The sequence below is a fragment of the Pseudomonas sp. FeS53a genome, assembly GCF_000931385.1.
Taxonomy (GTDB): Bacteria; Pseudomonadota; Gammaproteobacteria; order Pseudomonadales; family Pseudomonadaceae; genus Metapseudomonas; species Metapseudomonas otitidis.
In genome coordinates, this window is the sequence record NZ_JYFT01000060.1 from 74,419 (window position 1) to 93,474 (window position 19,056).

Annotated in this window: 17 protein-coding genes; 3 read left to right on the top strand and 14 right to left on the bottom strand. The window is 65.8% G+C overall.

Annotated elements, in window-relative coordinates; translation table 11 throughout:
• Window positions 1-576, top strand: a complete 576-nt coding sequence (locus tag SZ55_RS18355; RefSeq protein WP_044409515.1) for a cob(I)yrinic acid a,c-diamide adenosyltransferase — start codon at window positions 1-3, stop codon at window positions 574-576.
• 73 nt (window positions 577-649) lie between these two features.
• Window positions 650-1,114, top strand: coding sequence for an REP-associated tyrosine transposase (locus SZ55_RS18360; protein WP_044409517.1), 465 nt, complete (start codon window positions 650-652; stop codon window positions 1,112-1,114).
• A gap of 94 nt (window positions 1,115-1,208) precedes the next feature.
• Here the strand turns inward: SZ55_RS18360 and SZ55_RS18365 are convergent, their stop codons facing one another.
• The 5 genes from SZ55_RS18365 to SZ55_RS18385 all read right to left on the bottom strand — a co-directional run bounded on the left by SZ55_RS18365 (window position 1,209) and on the right by SZ55_RS18385 (window position 8,024).
• Window positions 1,209-2,156, bottom strand: coding sequence for a Nudix family hydrolase (locus SZ55_RS18365; RefSeq protein ID WP_044409520.1), 948 nt, complete (start codon window positions 2,154-2,156; stop codon window positions 1,209-1,211).
• The gene (locus tag SZ55_RS18370; protein ID WP_044409523.1) at window positions 2,153-2,794 is read right to left on the bottom strand and encodes a glutathione S-transferase family protein; all 642 of its coding nucleotides are present in this window, start codon (window positions 2,792-2,794) and stop codon (window positions 2,153-2,155) included. The genes SZ55_RS18365 and SZ55_RS18370 overlap by 4 nt, the downstream gene beginning before the upstream one ends.
• Before the next feature lie 112 nt (window positions 2,795-2,906).
• Window positions 2,907-4,124 carry a bifunctional glutamate N-acetyltransferase/amino-acid acetyltransferase ArgJ gene (gene argJ / locus SZ55_RS18375; RefSeq protein WP_044409526.1) on the bottom strand — a complete coding sequence of 406 codons (1,218 nt, stop codon included), beginning with the start codon at window positions 4,122-4,124 and terminating at the stop codon, window positions 2,907-2,909.
• 117 nt (window positions 4,125-4,241) lie between these two features.
• Window positions 4,242-6,983 (bottom strand): preprotein translocase subunit SecA, encoded by a 2,742-nt coding sequence (gene secA / locus SZ55_RS18380; protein WP_044409529.1) that lies wholly within the window; start codon window positions 6,981-6,983, stop codon window positions 4,242-4,244.
• Between the two features lie 117 nt (window positions 6,984-7,100).
• Window positions 7,101-8,024 (bottom strand): M23 family metallopeptidase, encoded by a 924-nt coding sequence (locus SZ55_RS18385; protein ID WP_044409532.1) that lies wholly within the window; start codon window positions 8,022-8,024, stop codon window positions 7,101-7,103.
• An 80-nt stretch (window positions 8,025-8,104) separates the two neighbouring features.
• Between SZ55_RS18385 and SZ55_RS18390 the strand changes: the two genes are divergently transcribed.
• A complete protein-coding gene (locus SZ55_RS18390; RefSeq protein ID WP_044409535.1) occupies window positions 8,105-8,560 on the top strand; it encodes a DciA family protein in 456 nt (151 codons plus the stop codon).
• An 83-nt stretch (window positions 8,561-8,643) separates the two neighbouring features.
• On the opposite strand, the gene lpxC is transcribed toward SZ55_RS18390, so the two are convergent.
• From lpxC to murD, 9 genes are all read right to left on the bottom strand, one after another.
• Window positions 8,644-9,555: a UDP-3-O-acyl-N-acetylglucosamine deacetylase gene (lpxC, locus tag SZ55_RS18395; protein ID WP_044409538.1), complete on the bottom strand. Its 912-nt coding sequence runs from the start codon at window positions 9,553-9,555 to the stop codon at window positions 8,644-8,646.
• Window positions 9,556-9,667: 112 nt separating this feature from the next.
• Complete coding sequence (ftsZ, locus tag SZ55_RS18400; RefSeq protein WP_044409541.1) at window positions 9,668-10,858, bottom strand: cell division protein FtsZ; 1,191 nt, start codon at window positions 10,856-10,858, stop codon at window positions 9,668-9,670.
• Between the two features lie 43 nt (window positions 10,859-10,901).
• Complete coding sequence (gene ftsA / locus SZ55_RS18405) at window positions 10,902-12,149, bottom strand: cell division protein FtsA (RefSeq protein WP_044409544.1); 1,248 nt, start codon at window positions 12,147-12,149, stop codon at window positions 10,902-10,904.
• Window positions 12,150-12,165: 16 nt separating this feature from the next.
• Window positions 12,166-13,029 carry a cell division protein FtsQ/DivIB gene (locus SZ55_RS18410; protein ID WP_044409547.1) on the bottom strand — a complete coding sequence of 288 codons (864 nt, stop codon included), beginning with the start codon at window positions 13,027-13,029 and terminating at the stop codon, window positions 12,166-12,168.
• Window positions 13,030-13,033: 4 nt separating this feature from the next.
• Window positions 13,034-13,981, bottom strand: coding sequence for a D-alanine--D-alanine ligase (locus SZ55_RS18415; RefSeq protein ID WP_044409550.1), 948 nt, complete (start codon window positions 13,979-13,981; stop codon window positions 13,034-13,036).
• Complete coding sequence (gene murC / locus SZ55_RS18420; protein WP_044409553.1) at window positions 13,978-15,438, bottom strand: UDP-N-acetylmuramate--L-alanine ligase; 1,461 nt, start codon at window positions 15,436-15,438, stop codon at window positions 13,978-13,980. Before murC ends, SZ55_RS18415 begins: the two co-directional genes overlap by 4 nt.
• Complete coding sequence (gene murG / locus SZ55_RS18425; protein ID WP_044409556.1) at window positions 15,431-16,501, bottom strand: undecaprenyldiphospho-muramoylpentapeptide beta-N-acetylglucosaminyltransferase; 1,071 nt, start codon at window positions 16,499-16,501, stop codon at window positions 15,431-15,433. The genes murC and murG overlap by 8 nt, the downstream gene beginning before the upstream one ends.
• Window positions 16,498-17,706: a putative lipid II flippase FtsW gene (gene ftsW, locus SZ55_RS18430; RefSeq protein WP_044409560.1), complete on the bottom strand. Its 1,209-nt coding sequence runs from the start codon at window positions 17,704-17,706 to the stop codon at window positions 16,498-16,500. The genes murG and ftsW overlap by 4 nt, the downstream gene beginning before the upstream one ends.
• The gene (murD, locus tag SZ55_RS18435; RefSeq protein WP_044409563.1) at window positions 17,706-19,052 is read right to left on the bottom strand and encodes a UDP-N-acetylmuramoyl-L-alanine--D-glutamate ligase; all 1,347 of its coding nucleotides are present in this window, start codon (window positions 19,050-19,052) and stop codon (window positions 17,706-17,708) included. The genes ftsW and murD overlap by 1 nt, the downstream gene beginning before the upstream one ends.
• Window positions 19,053-19,056: the final 4 nt, after the last annotated feature.

Consider the following 19,056-nt stretch of genomic DNA (forward strand, 5'->3'; position numbering starts at 1 on the left):
ATGGGAAACCGCCTTTCGAAGATCTACACCCGCACCGGCGACCAGGGGCAGACCGGCCTCTCCGGCAACCGTCGCGTCTCCAAGAACCACCCCCGCATCGAAGCCATCGGCGAGGTGGACAGCCTCAACAGCCAGATCGGGCTGCTGCTGGCCGAGATGACCGAGCGCCAGGCCGACTGGCCCGGACTGGCCGAGGTGATCGAGGTGCTCGCGCCCTGCCAGCACCGCCTGTTCGACCTCGGTGGCGAACTCTCGATGCCCGAGTACCAGTCGCTGCGCGCCAGCGAAGTGGAGCGGCTGGAAGTGGCCATCGACCGCTGGAACGAGGAGCTGGGCCCCTTGGAGAACTTCATCCTGCCCGGCGGCTCGCGCCTGGTGGCCCAGGCCCACGTCTGCCGCTCCGCCGCCCGCACCGCCGAACGCCGTGCCCAGGCCCTCAACGCCGAAGAGCCTCTGCGGGGGGAATTGCTCGCCTACCTCAACCGCCTCTCCGATCTGCTCTTCGTCGCCGCCCGCCTGATCGCCCGTCGGCAGGGGATCGGCGAAGTGCTGTGGCAGGCAGCGGCAAAGGCCTGAAACCACGGCTTCGCGAGCAGAGCTCGCTCCTACGCAGTAGAACGAACCTTGCCGCCAGGAGAGGGAATTCGATGTGCAGCGTTATCAAAGCAGCGCCCTGCGTCGTGGACGCGTGTCCGAAACGGGCCGGATCTACCTGCTAACGACAGTCACTCACAATCGACAGCCGCTTTTCGACAATGTCTACGCCGGGCGAAAGGTAGTCGAGCAACTGCGCGAAACTCAGTCCAGCGGACTGGCTCAGACGCTTTGCTGGGTACTGATGCCGGATCACCTGCACTGGCTGGTGCAACTGGAGCGCGACTCGCTGGTAAGTCTAATGCGACGTTTCAAGTCCCGAAGTGCCAAGGCAGTCAATCAACACCTTGGAACGCACGGGCGGGTTTGGCAGAAGGGTTATCACGACCGTGCGCTGCGCAAAGAAGAAGATTTGATCGGTCTGGCCCGCTACGTCGTGGCCAACCCATTACGGGCTGGCCTGGTCAGCCGGCTTGCCGATTACCCGCTCTGGGACGCCATCTGGCTCAAAGCCCCGTAGGAGCGAGCTCTGCTCGCGAACCCACGATCAATCGGCAGACACGGTCATGCCATCCATGGGTGGGCGCAAGGAATGGCACCCACCCTGCCCCTCTTCAGCCTTGGCAGGGCCAGAAGGCACGGATGCCCGCCACGCCCTGGGCGCCGGCTTTCCATGCCCGCTCACGGTCATCGGGACCGACGCCGCCGAGCAGGTATACCGGTTTGTTGAAGCGGCGGATCATCGATTGCGCGGTCTCCCAGCCCAGGGGCTGCGCATCCGGGTGGGTCTGGGTGGGCTGTACGGGCGACAGGGTGACGAAGTCCACCCCCATCCGGGTCGCCAGCTCCAGTTCCTCTTCGCTGTGGCAGGACGCAGCCAGCCAGCGCGCTTCGGGGAACGGGCGTCCCTTCGCGGTGTACTTGCGCAGTTGCTCGGCGGTCAGGTGCCAACCCGCCGCCGGGAAGTCACCGAGCCACTCCAGCGGCCCCTTGAGCATCAACTGGGCCTTGCGCGCACAGAGCCCCTGGATGTCCACCGCCAGGTCGCGGTACTGCGGGTCGAACATGTTCGGCGCACGCAGCTGGATGAGCTGAACACCCTCGGCCACGGCGCGCCGCACGCCTGCCAGCAATTCCGCCGGCTCCAGCCCGTCCGGGGTGATCAGGTAGCGGTCCGGCAGCCGTGCGGCAGCGATGATCGGCTGGTTGGCGGCGGGAAAGGCGTAGTCGGGCAGGTCGCGGGACTCCACCCAGGCCAGGGGCTGGCCTTCGGCGCCATGGGGCTCGCCGGAGAAGGCGGTGACTTCCCAGACATCCAGCAGCACCTGCTTGTCCGGGTAGTCGTGGTGGATCTGGATCAGCGGGCGGGCGGCTTCGACACGGATGCCCAGCTCTTCCTCCAGCTCACGTGCCAAGGCGGCCTCCACGGCCTCCCCGTCTTCGACCTTGCCGCCGGGGAACTCCCACAGGCCGCCCTGGTGCTTCTCCTCCGGGCGCTTGGCAATCAGCACCCGGCCATCGGCACCACGGATCACGGCTGCCGCTACGTGTACTCGCTTCATTCACTGCTCTCCGCTTCCTCCAGGGCCGCCTGGTACCAACGCTGGAAGGCAGGCCACTGGTAGAGGGTTTCGACATAGGCGGCGGCCTCGTCCGGCAGCGCCACCGCATAACTGCGCAACCGGCTCGCCACCGGTGCGAAAAAGGCGTCCGCCAGGCTCGGCTGGCCGAACAGGTAGGGCCCGCCCTGGCCGAAGCGGTGACGGCACTCCGCCCACAACACCACGACCCGCTGGATGTCCGCCTCCACCTCCGCCGGCACCGTGTCCAGGGCCTGGCGACGCGCCATGTCCATCGGCATGTGGCTGCGCAGGGCCATGAAGCCGCTGTGCATCTCGGCGCATACCGAACGGGCAAGGGCTCGCGCGGCGACATCGCGGGGCCAGAGGCCCGCCTCGGGGAAGCGCTCGGCGAGGTATTCGCCGATGGACAGGGAGTCCCAGATGGCGCCATGGGCCTCGGTCAGCAGGACCGGCACCTTGCCCGTGGGGGAGTGGGTCAGCAGGCGCTGGCGGCTGTCGGGCTGGAAGAGGGGGATGAGGGTCTCGCCATAGGCGGCGCCGGTCAGCTCGATGGCGAGCCAGGCGCGAAGGGACCACGACGAATAGTTCTTGTTGCCGATCACCAGGTTCAGGGGCATGACGTTCTCCTCAGGGGCTGCTCCAGGGGCCGAACACGCACCCTAGAGGGGCCGCCGAGGCCTGGCAATTCCCATCGCTCATGGGGGCATGAGCGATGGGAATGCCGGGCTGTCAGGTACGGTATTCGGCGTTGATCTTCACGTACTCGTGGGACAGGTCGGTGGTCCAGATGGTCTCGTTGCAGTTGCCACGGCCCAGCTCGATGCGGATACCGATTTCCTCGCGGGCCATCACCTCGGCGCCCTGGGCTTCGGTGTAGGTCGACGCGCGGCCGCCTTTGCTGGCGATGCAGACGTCACCGAGGAACACGTCGATCTTGCTCACGTCCAGGTTCGGCACGCCGGCGCGGCCGACCGCAGCGAGGATGCGGCCCCAGTTGGGGTCGGAGGCGAACAGGGCGGTCTTGATCAGCGGGGAGTGGGCCACGGCGTAGGCCACGTCCAGGCACTCCTGGTGGGTGCCACCGCCGTTGACCTGCACGGTGACGAACTTGGTGGCGCCTTCGCCGTCGCGGACGATGGCCTGGGCCACTTCCATGCACACGTCGAACACCGCCTGCTTCAGGGCGGCGAACAGCTCGCCGGAAGCCTGGGTGATCTCCGGCAGCGCGGCGCGGCCGGTGGCGACCAGCATGCAGCAGTCGTTGGTGGAAGTGTCGCCGTCGATGGTGATGCGGTTGAAGGACTTGTTGGCAGCATCGCGCAGCAGGTCTTGCAGGACGCCCTGGGCAACCTTCGCGTCGGTGGCGATGTAACCGAGCATGGTGGCCATGTTGGGCTTGATCATCCCGGCGCCCTTGCTGATGCCGGTGACGGTGACGGTGACGCCGTCGTGCACGAACTGGCGGCTGGCGCCCTTGGGCAGGGTGTCGGTGGTCATGATGCCGGTGGCAGCCGCCGCCCAGTTGTTCTCGGAGAGGTCCGCCAGGGCATCGCCCAGCACGGCTTCGATCTTCTCGACCGGCAGTGGCTCGCCGATCACGCCGGTGGAGAACGGCAGCACGGCGCTTTCATCCACGCCAGCCAGTTCGGCGAGGCGGGCGCAGGTACGCGCTGCAGCAGCCAGGCCGGGCTCACCGGTGCCGGCGTTGGCGTTGCCGGTGTTGGTGAGCAGGTAGCGCACCGGGCCGAGAACGCGTTTGCGGGCCAGGATCACCGGCGCGGCGCAGAAAGCATTGAGGGTGAACACACCGGCGACAGTGGAGCCTTCCGCGCATCGCATCACCACCACATCCTTTCGCCCGGGTCGCTTGATGCCGGCAGAGGCGATGCCGAGTTCGAAACCGGGAACCGGGTGGAGGGTGGGCAGAGGGCCGAGACCAACAGCCATGGAAGCGCTCCTTGTCGTGAGGTGGACAGACGGCGGGGTGCCGCTGTTCAGGGGGTCAGTGTGAAAACGCCGCGAGCGGCTCAAGCCGGTCGCGGCGCTGTCGTCATGCCGGGCAGGTCAGCTGATCTGGCCGTGGCAGTGCTTGTACTTCTTGCCGGAACCGCAGGGGCAGGGCTCGTTGCGGCCGATCTTGGGCTCGGCGCGAACCGGCGCCACGGCGGCAGCGGTGGCGACATCGCCCTCCTCCATCGCCTCTTCGGGCTCGTCGAGGCCCGGAGCTTCGGCGTGCTGGAACTGCATGCGCTTGGCCAGTTCCTCGGCCTCGCGGCGCAGGCGGGCTTCTTCCTCGGCCGGGTCTTCGCGGCGGACCTGGACGTGGGAGAGGACGCGGATGGTGTCGCGGCGGATGGAGTCCATCAGCTCCTGGAACAGGGCAAAGGACTCGCGCTTGTATTCCTGCTTCGGGTTCTTCTGGGCATAGCCGCGCAGGTGGATGCCGTGGCGCAGGTGATCCATGGTGGACAGGTGGTCCTTCCACAGGTCGTCCAGCACGCGCAGCAGCATCTGCTTCTCGAAGGAACGCAGGGCCTCGGCGCCGGCCAGTTCTTCCTTCTCGTTGTAGGCGGCCACCAGTTGCTCGAGGATCTTCTCGCGCAGGGTGTCTTCGAACAGCTTGTCGTCTTCGTCGAGCCACTGCTGGACCGGCAGCTTGATGCCGAAGTCGCTGTAGAGCGCCGCTTCCAGACCGGCCACGTCCCACTGTTCCGGCAGCGATTGCGGCGGGATGTGGGCGTCGATGGTGCGGCCCAGCACGTCCTGGCGGAACTCGGCGATGGTGTCGCCGATGTCCTCGGCCGCCAGCAGGCTGTTGCGCATGTGGTAGATCACCTTGCGCTGCTCGTTGGCCACGTCGTCGTATTCGAGCAGTTGCTTGCGGATGTCGAAGTTGCGGCCTTCGACCTTGCGCTGCGCCTTCTCGATGGCGTTGGTGACCATGCGGTGTTCGATGGCCTCGCCCTGTTGCATGCCCAGCGCCTTCATGAAGTTCTTCACCCGGTCGGAGGCGAAGATGCGCATCAGGTTGTCTTCCAGGGACAGGTAGAAGCGGCTGGAACCCGGGTCACCCTGGCGACCGGCACGGCCACGCAGCTGGTTGTCGATACGGCGGGATTCGTGGCGCTCGGAGGCGATCACGTGGAGGCCGCCGGCCTCGATCACTTGCTGGTGGCGCTTCTGCCACTCGGCCTTGATCTGGGCGACCTGCTCTTCGGTGGGGTTCTCCAGGGCGGCGACTTCGACCTCCCAGTTACCGCCCAGCAGGATGTCGGTACCACGACCGGCCATGTTGGTGGCGATGGTGACGGCGCCGGGGCGGCCGGCCTGGGCGATGATCTCGGCCTCACGCTCGTGGTACTTGGCGTTCAGCACCTTGTGCTCGATGCCGGCCTTGGTCAGCAGCTGGGAGACGTACTCGGAGCTGTCGATGGAGGCGGTCCCCACCAGGATCGGCCGGCCGCTGGCCTGGCATTCCTTGATGTCGGTGATGATGGCGGCGTACTTCTCTTCCTGGGTCAGGTAGACCAGGTCGTTGAAGTCCTTGCGGGCGATCGGGCGGTGGGTGGGGATGACCACCACTTCGAGGCCGTAGATGCTGTGGAACTCGAACGCCTCGGTGTCGGCCGTACCGGTCATGCCGGCCAGCTTGTTGTAGAGACGGAAGTAGTTCTGGAAGGTGGTCGAGGCCAGGGTCTGGCTCTCGGCCTGGATCTGCAGGTTTTCCTTCGCCTCGATGGCCTGGTGCAGGCCCTCGGACAGGCGACGGCCGGGCATGGTACGGCCGGTGTGCTCGTCGATCAGCAGGATCTGGCCGTCCTGCACGATGTACTCGACGTTGCGGTGGAACAGGGTGTGGGCGCGCAGGCCGGCATAGACGTGGGTCAGCAGGCCCAGGTTGTGCGCGGAGTAGAGGCTCTCGCCCTCGGCCAGCAGGCCGGCCTGGGTGAGCAGTTCCTCGATGTACTGGTGGCCCTGTTCGTTGAGTTCGACCTGGCGGGTCTTCTCGTCGACGGTGTAGTGACCTTCCTGGACGACGTTGCCTTCTTCGGGCTCGACGTGCTTCTTCAGGCGCGGGATCAGGGTGTTGATCTGCTGGTACAGGCGGGAGCTGTCCTCGGCCTGGCCGGAGATGATCAGCGGGGTACGCGCTTCGTCGATGAGGATGGAGTCCACTTCGTCGATCACGGCGAAGTTCAGTTCGCGCTGGAACTTGTCTTCCAGGCTGAACGCCATGTTGTCGCGCAGGTAGTCGAAGCCGAATTCGTTGTTGGTGCCGTAGGTGATGTCGGCGGCATAGGCGGCACGCTTCTCTTCCGGCGGCTGGAAGGGCATGACGATGCCGACGGTGAGGCCGAGGAATTCATACAGCGGGCGCATCCAGTTGGCGTCGCGGCGAGCGAGGTAGTCGTTCACCGTCACCACGTGCACGCCCTTGCAGGACATGGCGTTGAGGTAGACCGGCAGTGTGCCCACCAGGGTCTTGCCCTCGCCGGTGCGCATCTCGGCGATCTTGCCTTCGTGGAGGGTCATGCCGCCGATGAGCTGGACGTCGAAGTGGCGCATGCCCATCACACGCTTGCCCGCTTCACGAACGACAGCAAATGCTTCGGGAAGGATCTGGTCCAGGGTTTCGCCCTTGGCCACCCGGGCCTTGAACTCTTCGGTCTTGGCTCTGAGCTGCTCGTCGCTCAGCGCGACCATCTGCTCTTCCAGGGCGTTGATTGCCTGGACAGCCTTGGTCATGCGCTTCACTTCGCGCTCGTTCTTGCTTCCAAAGAGTTTCTTCAACAAAGGCGCAAACATATCGAAAGGATCTTCCACATATATGGATGGGGGGCGCTCCCGAAGTCGCCCTTGCAGCCTTCATGGCTGCATGCGAAGGGGGCATTCTACTCGGATTCGTTCTGGAGAAAAGCGGCGTTATTCCGCGTCGGTGGAACGCGCTATATAGAGGGTCGGATTGACGACTTCGCCATCCCGGGTGACCTCGAAATGCACGTGTGCGCCGGTGGATCGGCCACTGCTGCCGACCCTGGCGATGGCCTGTCCACGCTGCACCAGATCCCCCACCTCGACGAGGTTGCGCTGGTTGTGCGCGTAGAGGGTCCGGTACCCGTCGGCATGGCTGATCTCGACCAGATTGCCGTAGCCGCTCTTGCGGCCTGACCAGGTCACCACACCGGCGCCGACTGCCAGCACATCGCTGCCGGCCTTGGCGGCGAAGTCGACACCCTTGTGGTGGCTGAGCCGACCCGTCAGCGGGTCGCTGCGTACACCGAATGGGGAGGACACGTAGCCCTGGCGGACCGGGCGGCCAGCCGGGCTGGTGGCGTCGTTGAGGCGGCGCTCACCCAGCAGCTGCTCAAGCACCTCCAGCTGCTGCTCGCGGCTGTGCAGCCGCTCACCGAGCTGGTCGAGGACCTCCATGAACGGCGGCGGCTGGTAGGCCGGTGCGTCGAGCGCATCCTCCGGCCCGCCCTGTCCGACACCCAGGGAAAAGTCGAATTCGCTGGCATCCAGTTCGGCCAGCTCGGCGACACGCTCGCCCAGGGCATCGAGCCGTGTGAGGCGGGCCTGGAGTTCGGCGATATGGGCGGCGAAGGCATCCAGCTGTCGCTGGGCATCCTCGCGGGCCTGGGTCATCTCGCTGCGCTGGGCATCGAGCGCATCGGCCAGGCGAGGATCAGCGGATACCGACTCGCTCGCGTTCATCCACGAGCCCAGGGCAACGCCGGTGCCAAGCACCAGCCCGAGGCTCAGCAGGCCGCCCAACAGCAGCCAGCGAACGTCCAGGCTGAGCGACCGTGCCGCACCGCGGTCGCGGCTCAGAAAAATGATGTGCATGACTTCCCCATGTGATCCGGCGGGTCGCTGGTGCAGCCTTCTGCTACCATGCCCGCTCTGTATTCTTCAGGCGTCCTGCCATGTCTTTTCGTCCCTTGCCGGCCCGCTCCCCCGTCGCCTTGCTGAAGGAGGAGAAGCCCCTGAGGGCCCTGTTCGACCAAGCCCAGCGCATCGACCATCTGCAACGCGTTCTGGAAGGTCAACTGCAACCGGCGGCCCGCGAGCACTGCCGGGTGGCATCGTGGCGGGACGGCTGCCTGCTGCTGATCATCAGCGACGGTCACTGGGCGACCCGCCTGCGTTATCAGCAGCGGCGCCTGCAACGTCAGCTGCAGGCACTCGAAGAGTTCGCGAACTTAACGAAAATCATCTTCAAGGTGCAACCTTCCAGAAGCGCTGGGCGCAACCCCTCTCAGGGCGCTGCGTTGTCCGCCTACGCGGCGGAAAGCCTGCAATCCACGGCCGAAGGCATCAGCGACCCGCGACTGCGTGCCGCACTCGAACGCCTGGCCTCCAGAGCTCGTCCGACGGACTGACCCTTTCCTACCCAGGCGACAATAATCCGGAAAAAAAGAGGCCACCCATCGGGTGGCCTCGAAAGAAAGGAAGGTATTGTTGCTTACACGGCCGCTACCGGGCGCATGTAGGAGATCGGTGCGGTACTGGCATCCTCGAAGGTCACCACTTCCCAGGCATCCTTGTCGGCGATCAATGCGCGCAGCAGGCGATTGTTGAGCGCATGGCCCGACTTGTAGCCACGGAACTCGCCGATCAGGCTGTTGCCGAGCAGGTACAGGTCGCCGATGGCGTCGAGGATCTTGTGCTTGACGAACTCGTCCTCGTAACGGAGGCCGTCTTCGTTCAGCACGCTGTCCTCGTCCACCACGATGGCGTTGTCGACGCTGCCGCCGAGTGCCAGGTTGTGGGACCGCAGGAACTCCAGGTCGCGCACGAAACCGAAGGTACGCGCACGGCTGACTTCCTTGACGAAGGTGGTGCTGGAGAAGTCCACCGACGCTTTCTGGGTGCGACCGTTGACCACCGGGTGGTCGAAGTCGATCTCGAAAGTGACCTTGAAGCCATCGAAGGGAACGAAGGTGGCGCGCTTGTCGCCATCCTGCACACTCACTTCACGCTTGATACGGATGAAACGCTTGGGTGCGTCCTGCTCTTCCAGGCCAGCGGACTGGATCAGGAAGACGAACGGACCGGCGCTGCCATCCATGATCGGCACTTCGGCGGCGGACAGTTCGACGTAGGCGTTGTCGATACCCAGGCCGGCCATGGCCGAGAGCAGGTGTTCAACCGTGCCGACCTTGACGTCGCCGTTGAAAAGATTGGTGGACATGGTCGTCTCGCCAACATTTTCGGCATAGGCGGCAATCTGGACCATCGGGTCCAGGTCGGTACGGCAGAACACGATGCCGGTGTCCACGGGAGCGGGCTTGAGGGTCAGGTAGACCTTTTCCCCGGAGTGCAGCCCGACACCCGTGGCACGGATGACGTTCTTGAGAGTGCGTTGTTTGATCATGGCTGTGGCCGCTTTCGCGCTAGTTGCGAACTGTTTTCAACAATGGCCGGGGATAATAGCAGAACCGGCCTTTGCTGAACACCAATCACAGACATAGCGCTGATTGACTCCATCAATCGGCCTGACGGCGCAGGAACGCGGGGATGTCCAGGTAATCCAGGTCATCCTGCGGGTTCAGCTTCGCCGCGGCTGCGGTGTTGCCATGGGACTGGTTGCGCATCACGGTCGGACGGTCCAGGTCGCGGTAGTTGACCGACGGTTGCTCGGCACGCTGGGGAGCAGCCGGGGCAGCCACGGCCGCAGCGGCCTGAACGGTGTTGTCCACAACCTTGACCGGTTTCTCCAGGCGCGCGCCCAGGCCGGTGGCAACCACGGTGACGTGCAGTTCGTCGCGCATGTCCGGATCGATCACGGTGCCCACCTTGACGGTGGCGTTCTCGGAAGCGAACTGCTCGATGATGCTGCCCACGTCGGAGTACTCACCCAGGGACAGGTCCGGACCGGCGGTGATGTTGACCAGGATGCCGCGGGCGCCCTGCAGGTTGACATCATCCAGCAGCGGGTTGCGGATGGCCGCCTCGGTGGCCTCGCGAGCGCGATTCGGACCGCTGGCGCAGCCGGTGCCCATCATCGCCATGCCCATTTCGCTCATGACGGTCTTCACGTCGGCGAAGTCGACGTTGATCATGCCCGGACGCTTGATGATGTCGGAGATGCCGCGCACGGCGCCGGCCAGCACGTCGTCCGCCTTGGAGAAGGCCGACAGCAGGCTCGCATCCTTGCCCAGGATGGTCAGCAGCTTCTCGTTGGGGATGGTGATCAGCGAGTCGACGTTCTCGGCCAGCGCGCGGATGCCTTCATCGGCGATCTGCATGCGCTTGCGACCTTCGAACGGGAACGGACGGGTGACCACGGCCACGGTCAGGATGCCCAGGTCCTTGGCCACCTCGGCGATGATCGGCGCTGCACCGGTACCGGTACCGCCACCCATGCCGGTGGTGATGAAGACCATGTCGGTGCCCTGCAGGACTTCGGCGATGCGGTCGCGGTCTTCCAGCGCGGCCTGACGACCGACTTCCGGATTGGCACCCGCACCCAGGCCCTTGGTGACGCCCGGGCCGAGCTGCAGAACGGTGCGCGCACCGATGTTCTTCAGCGCCTGCGCATCGGTGTTGGCGCAGATGAATTCCACGCCTTCGATGTTGGTCTTGGCCATGTGGTTCACGGCGTTGCCACCGCCACCACCGACGCCGATAACCTTGATGACCGCTGTTTGCGGAACGTTATCTACGAGTTCGAACATTTTCCCCTCTCCTTCCTTTCTAGTTGTATCGCCTACTGCAAACTCAGAAATTGCCCTGGATCCAGCGCTTGAAACGTTCCAGGACAGGTGCCTTCGGTTCGTCGCTGAAGCTGTTCCCCACGGAGAGGGACAGGCCATCGGACTGCTTCTGCAGACCGTACATCAGCAAGCCCACGCCCGTGGAGTAGATCGGGTTGCGCACCACGTCGCTCAGCCCCTTGACGCTATGCGGCACGCCCAGGCGCACCGGCATGTGGAAAATCTCTTCGGCCAGTTCGACCGCCCCTTCCATCTTCGCCGTACCGCCGGTCAGCACGATGCCGGCAGGGATCAGGTCCTCGTAGCCGCTGCGGCGCAGCTCGGCCTGGATCAGGGTGAACAGCTCGTCGTAACGCGGCTCGACCACCTCGGCCAAGGCCTGGCGGGACAGCTCGCGCGGAGGACGATCACCCACGCTGGGAACCTTGATGGTCTCGCCGGCACCGGCCAGCTTGGCCAGCGCGCAGGCGTAGCGGATCTTGATCTCCTCGGCGTACTGGGTCGGCGTACGCAGGGCCATGGCGATGTCGTTGGTCACCTGGTCGCCGGCGATCGGGATCACCGCCGTATGGCGGATCGCGCCTTCGGTGAAGATCGCGATGTCGGTGGTGCCGCCGCCGATGTCCACCAGGCACACGCCCAGCTCCTTCTCGTCGTCGGTCAGCACCGAATAGGCCGACGCCAGTTGCTCGAGGATGATGTCGTCCACTTCGAGGCCGCAGCGACGGACGCACTTCTCGATGTTCTGCGCCGCATTCACCGCACAGGTCACCACGTGCACCTTGGCTTCCAGGCGCACACCGGACATGCCCAGGGGCTCGCGCACACCTTCCTGGTTATCGATCACGTAGTCCTGCGCCAGGGTGTGCAGCACCCGCTGGTCGGCAGGGATGGCCACGGCCTGGGCGGCGTCCAGCACGCGCTCGATGTCCGCCGGGCTGACTTCGCGATCACGGATCGCGACGATGCCGTGGGAGTTCAGGCTGCGGATATGGTTGCCCGCCACACCGACGAAGGCGGAGTGGATGCGGCAGCCCGCCATCATCTGGGCTTCCTCGACCGCGCGCTGGATCGACTGCACGGTGGACTCGATGTTCACCACCACGCCTTTCTTCAGCCCGCGGGACGGATGGGTCCCGATGCCCACGATTTCCAGCTGCCCGTCGGCCGCGATCTCGCCCACCAGCGCCACCACCTTGGAGGTGCCGATATCCAGGCCGACGATCATCTTGCCGCTCTGCACGCTTGCCATGTTCCTAACCTTCTCCTCAATTCGCGCGGCTGGCCACAGCCGCCGCGGGGGCCTCGACCGGGGTGCGCCACGCTACCGCCAGCCCGTTGGGGTAACGCAGGTCGACACGCTCGATGTTGGCGATCTGATCTTTCAGCGTCTTGTCGTAGATCGAGATGAACCGACGCATCTTTTCCACAAGGTGATCCCTACCCAGCAGTATCTCCACGCCCTGCCCCGTCGACAGGAACCAGCTCCCACGTTCGCGAAGCTCCAGCCGGGCAATGGAAAAACCCAGCGGGCGAAGCATCTGGCTGAGCATCTGGTATTGCTGCATCACCTGTTCCTGGGCCCGCTGTGGCCCCCACAGCTGCGGCAGTTGTTCGTAATGGGCCAGCTCACGCGGGGTGAACGCCTGGCCCTTGTTGTTCAGCAGTGCCTCATCACCCCAGCGGGCGATGGGCAGTTGCTCGTCGAGCCGGATCATCACCTGGTCCGGCCACACCCGACGAACCTCGGCGTGGGCGATCCAGGGCATCTGCTCCAGTTCGTGACGCATGCCGGCGAGATCGATGCTGAAGAAGCTCGCCGCGATGTAAGGCGCGATCCGCTGCTGCACCGCCTGCTGGCTGATGTAGCTGAGGTCGCCCTGCACGCTGACCTTGGCAATCGGCCGGTCCGCGTAAGGCAACAGCCGTTGCGCACCCTCGTAGGCACCAAAACCCAGCACCACCAGCATCACCGGCCAGGTCAGCCGACGCAGGAAGCCGAAGCTCGGCTTGGGCAGCCGGACGCTCAGCGGTTCCTTGGCCACCAACCGGCTGGCACCCCGCGGTACATCCTTGCGCTGGGGCGCACGGATGGGGCCGGGTTGCGGGTGACGGAGGGAGGCGCCACGCATGGTCTTAACCCCGCGCCTCGACGCTGTCGGCAAGGACGGCCAGCACCAGTTGCTGGTAATCCAGGCCCACGGCGCGCGCGGCCATCGGCACCAGGCTGTGGTCGGTCATGCCAGGCACGGTGTTGACCTCCAGCAGCCAGAAGCGCCCCTCGGCATCCTGCATCACATCGGCACGGGCCCAGCCCTGGGTACCCACGGCTTCGCAGGCACGGGCTGTCAGGGACTTAAGCTCGGCTTCCTTCTCGGCGTCCAGCCCACAGGGGATCTGGTAGCGGGTATCGCTGGCCAGGTACTTGGCCTCGTAGTCATAGAAGGTATGCGGAGTCCCCAGCCGGATGGGCGGCAGCACCTCGCCACGCAGCACGGCGATGGTGAACTCGGGGCCATGGATCCATTGCTCCACCAGCACCTGGGGGTCGTAGCGGCTGGCGTCACGCCAGGCATTCACCAGCGCGTCGACGTCTTCCACCTTGGCCATGCCGATACTCGAACCTTCATGGGCCGGTTTGACGATCAACGGGAAGCCCAGTTCCCTCGCAGCGCGCTCACAATCCTCGACGCTTGCCAGCACGGCGTGACGCGGCGTGGGCAGGCCAAGGCTGTGCCAGACCTGCTTGGTGCGCAGCTTGTCCATCGCCAGGGCCGACGCCAGTACGCCACTGCCGGTATACGGAATACCCAGGCATTCCAGCAGGCCCTGCATACTGCCATCCTCGCCGCCCCGCCCATGTAGGACGATGAACGCACGATCGATGCGCTCGCTCGACAGGCGTTGCAGGAAGTCGTCGCCGACGTCGATCCCGAAGGCATCGACACCTGCCGACAGCAAGGCCTCCAGCACCATTGAGCCGGACTTCAGGGACACCTCGCGCTCCGCGCTGCGGCCCCCGTAGAGCACCGCCACACGGCCGAACGCGCTCGGCGGAACGGTGGATTTCAGATGGTCGGTCATGCGTCCTTCCTCGCGGCGCCCGCATCGCCGGTGCCACTGAACAGCGGGTTCTGGATCAATTGGGGCGCCAGTGCGCCGATATCGCCCGCACCCTGGCAGAGCAGGATGTCGCCGGGTCGCAGCAGCGGCTTGACCAGCGGCGCCAGGTCGACACCGCGCTCGATGTAGATCGGGTCGAGCTGGCCGCGCTGGCGGATGCTGTGGCACAGCTGGCGGCTGTCAGCACCGGGGATCGGCTCTTCGCCTGCCGGGTAGACCTCCATCAACAGCAGCACGTTGGACTCGCCCAGCACCTGCACGAAGTCGTCGTAGAGATCACGGGTACGGCTGTAGCGGTGCGGCTGGTAGACCATCACCAGGCGGCGCTCCGGCCAGCCTCCACGTACGGCCTTGATCACAGCCGCCACCTCGCGGGGGTGGTGGCCGTAGTCATCCACCAGCATCACGCTGCCGCCCTCGACCTGCAGCTCGCCGTAGACCTGGAAGCGGCGGCCGACGCCCTGGAAGCCCGAGAGGCCCTGGACGATGGCGGCATCGTCGATGCCTTCGTCGGTAGCGATGGCGATGGTGGCCAGCGCATTGAGCACGTTGTGGTTGCCGGGCATGTTCACCGACACCTCCAGCGGCTCGCGGTCACGGCGCAGCACGGTAAACCAGGTGCGCATACCCTCCTGACGCACATTGATGGCGCGCAGGTCGGCATCTTCGGAGAAGCCGTAGGTCACGGTCGGGCGCGCGACCTGGGGCAGGATTTCGCGAACTACCGGGTCGTCCACACACATCACCGCCAGCCCGTAGAACGGCAGGTTGTGCAGGAACTCGACGAAGGTCTTCTTCAGTTTGTTGAAGTCGCCGCCATAGGTGCTCATGTGGTCGGCGTCGATGTTGGTCACCACGGCCACCATCGGCTGCAGGTGCAGGAAGCTGGCATCGCTCTCGTCGGCCTCGGCCACCAGGTAGCGGCTGGTGCCCAGCTGCGCGTTGGTGCCGGCGGCGTTCAGGCGCCCGCCGATGACGAAGGTCGGATCCAGGCCGCCCGCGGCGAAAACCGAGGCGATCAGGCTGGTGGTAGTGGTCTTGCCATGGGTGCCGGCGACGGCGATGCCGTGGCGATAGCGCATCAGCTCGGCAAGCATCTCGGCGCGCGGGACCACGGGAATGCGGCGCTCCAGCGCAACGGCCACCTCGGGGTTGGCCTTGTTCACGGCGCTGGATACCACCAGCACATCAGCGTTCTCGGCATTCTCGGCACGGTGGCCGATGAAGACCTGGGCGCCGAAGCTCTCCAGGCGAGCGGTGACGGCCGAGGCCTTCAGGTCGGAACCGGAGACCTGGTAGCCCAGGTTCAGCAGCACTTCAGCGATGCCGCACATGCCCACGCCACCGATGCCCACGAAGTGGATGCGGCGGATGCGGCGCATTTCCGGCTGGGGAGCGGCTTTCTGGCTCTCAACCATGGGCCACCTCCAGACAGATATCGACCACGGTGCGGGTAGCAGCAGGCTTGGCCAGACGGCGGGCAATGGCGCCCATGGCCTTGAGTCGTTCGGGTTGCATCAGTACCTCGGTCAACCGCGCGGCCAGGGTCGCCGCGTCGGTGGCATGTTGCGGCAGAAGGAAGGCTGCGCCCTCCTTCGCCAGATAATCGGCATTGCGCGACTGGTGGTCGTCGATCGCATGGGGCAGCGGCACCAGGAACGAGGGCAGCCCGGCGGCGGCCAGCTCGCTCACTGTCAGCGCACCAGAACGGCACACCACCATGTCGGCCCAGGCGTAGGCCCGGGCCATGTCCTTGATGAAGGGGCCAACCTCGGCCTCTACCCCTGCCGCGCGGTAACGCTCGGCAGTGACTTGATCGTGATTCTTCCCGGCCTGGTGGAACACCTGGGGGCGAATGTCCGCCGGCACAAGCGCCAGGGCCTCGGGCAACAATTTGTTCAGCGGCTCGGCACCCAGGCTCCCGCCCAGCACCAACAGGCGCGGCTGACGGCCTTCCAGCGCATCACGCGGGGTTTCCAGGAACAGCTCCTCACGTACCGGATTGCCGGTGGTGCGGCGCTTGTCGCTGGCCGCGAAGGTGTCGGGGAATGCCTCACAGATGCGCTTCGCCAGAGGCGCCAGGCTGCGGTTGGCCGTACCGGCCACCGCGTTCTGCTCGTGGATCACCAGCGGTACGCCGGCCAGGCGCGCGGCCAGACCGCCGGGGCCGGTGACATAGCCGCCCATGCCCAGCACGCAGACGGGCTTGAGCTCACGCACCACGCGGCGGGCCTGGAACAGCGAACGCAGCAACTCGAACGGTGCCTTGAGCAGGGACTTAATACCTTTGCCGCGAAGGCCGCTTACCTGGATCAGGTGCAGCGGCAGGCCGGCCTGGGGCACCAGTTCGTTCTCGATGCCGCGGGGCGTACCCAGCCAGTGCACGCTGTAGCCGCGTGCCTGGAATTCGCGGGCACAGGCCAGCGCCGGGAAGACGTGTCCGCCGGTGCCGCCGGCCATGATCAGCACATTGCCGGTCATGTGCGCACCTCCTCTTCCGCGAAGTCGCTCTCGTCGAACTCCACGTCTTCGTTACCCAGGTAGGTCCTGCGCTCCCACTCGATCCGGAGCAGCAGGCCCATGCAGACGCAGCAGATCACCAGGGAGCTGCCGCCGTAGCTGAGGAACGGCAGCGTCAGGCCCTTGGTGGGCAGCAGGCCGACGTTCACACCGATGTTGATGAGCACCTGGCCGATCCACTGGAACGCCAGGCCATAGGCCACGTAGGCCGAGAAATATTGCCGGGCCTTCTCCGCCCAGAGCCCGATGTACAGCGCGCGCACGCTGACGAACACGAACAGCGCAACGGTGGCCAGGGCGCCGACCATGCCCAGCTCCTCGGCCAGCACGGCGAACACGAAGTCGGTGTGGGCTTCCGGCAGGTAGAACTGCTTCTGGATGCTGTTGCCCAGGCCGACACCGAACCACTCGCCGCGACCGAAGGCGATCAGTGCCTGGCTCAACTGGTAGCCGGCACCGTACTGGTCGGCCCAGGGGTCGATGAAGTTGGTCAGGCGCTGCATCCGGTAGCTCTGGCTGGTCATCACCAGCACGCCGGCGCCCAGCACCCCAGCAGCCAGGGGAATGAAGCGCACCAGGTTGATGCCACCGAGGAACAGCATGGCGATGCAGGAGCCGACCAACACCACGGTGGCCCCGAAGTCCGGTTCCGCCAGCAGCAACACGGCCATGGGGCCGAGCACCAGCATGGGCTTGATGAAGCCGGTGAGCTTGGAGCGCACCTCGTCCTGCCGGCGCACCAGGTAGCCGGCGATGAACATCACGGTGAACAGCTTGGCCAGCTCCGAGGGCTGCAGGTTGAACAGGCCGAAGCCGATCCAGCGCTTGGCACCGTTCACCTCGCGACCAATGCCCGGCAGCAGCACCATGATCAGCAGCGCGAACGCCACCAGCATCAGGCGCGCACCGTGGCGCTGCCAGAACGCCATGGGCACCTGCAGCGTGATGATGCACGCCACGCCGCCAATGGCCAGGTAAATGAGGTGACGAATGCTGTGATAGAGCGGGTTGCCGGACAGGGCCGAGGCCACTTCCGAAGAGGCGGAGGTGACCATCACCAGCCCGAGGCCGAGCAGCGCCAGACAACCTGCCAGGAGCGGGAAGTCCAGATCGATGCCGCGGCGGTTGCGCAGCGGCGACTGCTGGGCGAACAGGCGGGCGAGCATCAGGACAGCCCCTCCGCAGCCTGGGCGAAGAGACGCCCGCGTTCTTCGAAGTTCTTGAACATGTCGAGGCTGGCGCAGGCGGGCGACAGCAGCACCGCATCCCCTTCCCGGGCCAGCTCGGCGCAACGCTGCACGGCCTCATCGAGGGTCTTCACGCGGACCAGCGGCACTGCATCACCCAGGGCGGCCGCGATCAACTCGGCATCGCGCCCCAGCAGGACCACGGCGCGGCAGTAGCGCGCAACCGGAGCAGTCAGGCCGGAGAAATCGGCCCCCTTGCCATCCCCACCGGCAATCAGCACCAGCTTGCCGTCGATGTCGGCCCCCAGGCCTTCGATGGCAGCCAGGGCCGCACCGACATTGGTGGCCTTGGAATCGTCGTAGTAGGCCACGCCACGCAGCTCGCGAACCCACTGGCAACGGTGAGCGAGGCCGGTGAACTCCCGCAGCGCAGCCAGCATCGGCCCGAACGGCAGGCCGACGGCATGGCCCAGCGCCAGGGCTGCCAGGGCGTTTGCATGGTTATGGGCGCCACGGACCTTGAGCTCACGCACCGGCATGAGCTTCTCGAACTGGTAGGCCAGGTATTTCTCGCCGTCTTCCTCGATGAGGCCGAAGGCTTTGAAATCCGGCTTGTTCAGGCCAAAGCTCCAGCACGGCAGCTGGTCGGCCACCAGCGGACGGGACAATGCGTCGCCACGGTTCACCACCACCTGGCGGGCGCCACGGAAGATGCGGTGCTTGGCGAGGTGATAGGCCTGCATGTCGGCGTAGCGGTCCATGTGGTCTTCGCTGACGTTGAGCACCGTGGCCACCTCGGCATTCAGCCGCTCGGTGGTCTCCAGCTGGAAGCTGGACAGCTCCATCACGTACAGCTCGATGTCGTCGGCCAGCAGGTCCAGCGCCGGCGTACCGAGGTTTCCTCCCACCGCAACCCGCTTGCCAGCCGCGCGCGCCATGTCCCCGACGAGGGTGGTGACGGTGCTCTTGGCGTTGGAGCCGGTGATCGCGACGATGGGCGCCTTGGCGTGGCGGGCGAACAGTTCGATGTCGCCCGACAACTTCACACCGCGCTTGGCCGCTTCCTGCAGGGTCGGCGTGGCGAGGGCCAGTCCGGGGCTCACGTACAGCTCCTGCGCGCGGCAGAGGAACTCCACGTCCAGCTCGCCGCAACGCACTTCGACCTGCGGGAACTGGAGGCGCAGCGTCGCCAGCTCCGGCGGGTTCTCGCGGGTGTCGGCGACCGCGAACGGCACGCCCTGGCGCGCCAGGAAGCGCACCAGGGACATGCCGCTCTTGCCGAGGCCGACAACGATGCGGAAGTGGTCGGAAGCGATCAGGCTCATGCTG